At 73.3% G+C, this 2,465-nt stretch carries 3 protein-coding genes; 1 reads left to right on the top strand and 2 read right to left on the bottom strand.

The features are described from left to right. Positions 1 to 14: 14 nt before the first annotated feature. Both CBZ_RS18515 and CBZ_RS18520 read right to left on the bottom strand, forming a co-directional pair. Positions 15 to 827 (bottom strand): ABC transporter permease, encoded by an 813-nt coding sequence (locus CBZ_RS18515; protein WP_130782936.1) that lies wholly within the window; start codon positions 825 to 827, stop codon positions 15 to 17. Then, a complete protein-coding gene (locus CBZ_RS18520) occupies positions 827 to 1,867 on the bottom strand; it encodes an ATP-binding cassette domain-containing protein (RefSeq protein ID WP_130782937.1) in 1,041 nt (346 codons plus the stop codon). The genes CBZ_RS18515 and CBZ_RS18520 overlap by 1 nt, the downstream gene beginning before the upstream one ends. Before the next feature lie 128 nt (positions 1,868 to 1,995). On the opposite strand from CBZ_RS18520, the gene CBZ_RS18525 reads away from it, so the two are divergent. Then, the coding region (locus CBZ_RS18525) for an AfsR/SARP family transcriptional regulator (protein WP_281274906.1) at positions 1,996 to 2,465 on the top strand (470 nt) is incomplete at its 3' end.

Here is a 2,465-nt window from a genome sequence, read left to right on the forward strand (position 1 = left end):
GCCGCGTCGTCGTCTCAGCGGCTCGCCGAGCGCCGGTACTGCGCGTTCGCGAGCGGGATGAACACCAGCAGGAAGATGCCCGTCCAGATCAGCGTGTAGAGCTCCGCGTGCTGCAGCGGCCACGCGTCGGGCGTCGGCACGCCCGGCGGGATGTTGCCGAACAGCTCGCGCGACGCCTGCGTGACGGCGGACACCGGGTTCCACTCGGCGAACGTCTGCAGGGCCGCCGGCAGCGACTCGAGCGGGACGAAGGTGTTCGCGACGAACGTCAGCGGGAAGATGACGATGAACGTCGCGTTGTTGAACACCTCGACGCTCGGCACCAGCATCCCGAGCCACGCCATGACCCACGAGATCGCGTAGGCGAACACCAGCAGCAGCACGAAGCCGAGCGCCGCCTCGCCGACCGAGCTGTGGATGCCCCACCCGACGAGCAGCCCCGTGAGGCTCATGACGACGAGCACGAGCACGTTGTTGACGACGTCGGACAGCGTGCGGCCCGTGAGGACCGCCGACGGCGCCATCGGCAGCGACCGGAAGCGGTCGATGATGCCCTTCTTGATGTCCTCGGCCAGGCCCGCGCCCGTGATGGTCGCGCCGAAGATCACCGTCTGCGCGAAGATCCCTGCCATGAGGTACTCGCGGTACGCGTCGGCGCTCGACCCGCCCGGCACGTCGATCGCGCCGCCGAACACGAACGCGAACAGCAGGACGAACATGATGGGCGACAGCGTCGTGAAGACCAGCAGGTCCGGGACCCGCTTGATCTTGATGAGGTTGCGCTTCGCGACGACGTAGGCGTCGGACAGGACCGTCGGGGCGGCCATCATGCACCTCCGGACGGGCGGGTCGCAGCGGTCCCGGTTCCGGTTCCGGCGGTGCTGCCGGGGCCCGCGCCGCTCGCCGTGGCCGCCCCGGCGGCGGCCTCCTCGGCCGGACGTCCCGTCAGCGACAGGAAGACGTCGTCCAGCGTGGGCCGGCGCAGCCCGACGTCGTCGAGCACCACCCCGGCGTCGTCGAGGAGCCGCAACGACTCCGACAGCGTGCGCGGCCCGCCGTCGACGGGCATGAGCAGCGAGCGGCGACCCGCGTCGAGGCTCGCCGCACCGACCCCCAGCGGCTCGAGCAGGCGGCGGGCGTCGTCCAGGCGCCCCGGGTCACGGACGGTCAGCTCGAGCCGCTCGCCCCCCACCTGGAGCTTGAGGTCGTCGGACGTGCCCTGGGCGATGATCCGGCCGTGGTCGATGACGACGATCTCGTCGGCGAGCAGGTCGGCCTCCTCGAGGTACTGCGTCGTGAGCAGCAGGGTCGTGCCGCGCGCGACGAGGTTCTGGATGACCTCCCACATCTCGGTGCGGCCCCGCGGGTCCAGGCCCGTCGTCGGCTCGTCCAGGAAGATCACCGGCGGGTCCGCGACGAGCGCGCCCGCGAGGTCCAGGCGCCGACGCATGCCGCCCGAGTACGTCTTGGAGGGGCGGTCGGCCGCGTCCTCCAGCCGGAACGACGCCAGCAGCTCACGGGCCCGCTGCTGCGACCGCTTGGCACCCAGGTGGTAGAGCCGCCCGATCATGTCGAGGTTCTCGAAGCCCGTGAGGTACTCGTCGACCGCGGCGTACTGGCCGGACAGCCCGATGCGGCGGCGCACCTCCCTCGGGTGGTGCAGCACGTCCACGCCCGCGACGGTCGCCGAGCCCGAATCGGGGTGCAGCAGCGTCGTGAGGATGCGGACGATGGTGGTCTTGCCCGCCCCGTTGGGGCCGAGCAGACCGAGCACCGAGCCGGTCGGCACGGTGAGGTCGACGCCGTCCAGCGCCGTGACGTCCTTGTACCGCTTCACCAGTCCGGTGGCGGTGATCGCGTCGGTCATGCCACAGCAGCGTAGGCACCGGCGCCCACATCGTCCCGGTTGTTTCCGTTGCGCCCGGATCGGCGCAGGTCAGCGCGCGACGCGCGTCCCGCGCCGGTCCGCCGTGCACCCGCACCTAGAGTTGTCGGGTGCTCCCGCCGCTCGCCGCCGCCGTCCTGGGGCCGGTCCTCGTGGCGGCCGACGGCACCGGCACGCTCGTCGCCCCGCGCGGTGCCCGCTCCCGGGCCCTGGTCGTCGCGCTCGCCCTCGCGAGCACCGGGACCGTCGCGTGGCGGGACCTCGTGGACGACGTGTGGCCGGACGACCCGCCCGCCGACCCGCGCGGCGCGCTGCAGACCGTCGTGTCGCGGACCCGCGCGGTCTCCTCGGCGCAGGTCGTCGCGTCACGCGACGGCGGCTACGTGCTGGGTGGGGACCACGACCTCGCGGTCGCCCGGCGGACGGCCGCCACCGCCCGCGCCGCGCTCGACGCCGGTGACGCGAGCGGCGCCCTCGATGCCGTCCGTGTCGCCCGGGCGTTGTGGCGCGGCGAGCCCGGCGTCGACGTCGCCGACGTCGCACCCGGGCTGGCCACCGCGCTCGTCGCCGCCGCCGCAGC

Source organism: Cellulomonas biazotea (assembly GCF_004306155.1).
GTDB lineage: Bacteria > Actinomycetota > Actinomycetes > Actinomycetales > Cellulomonadaceae > Cellulomonas > Cellulomonas biazotea.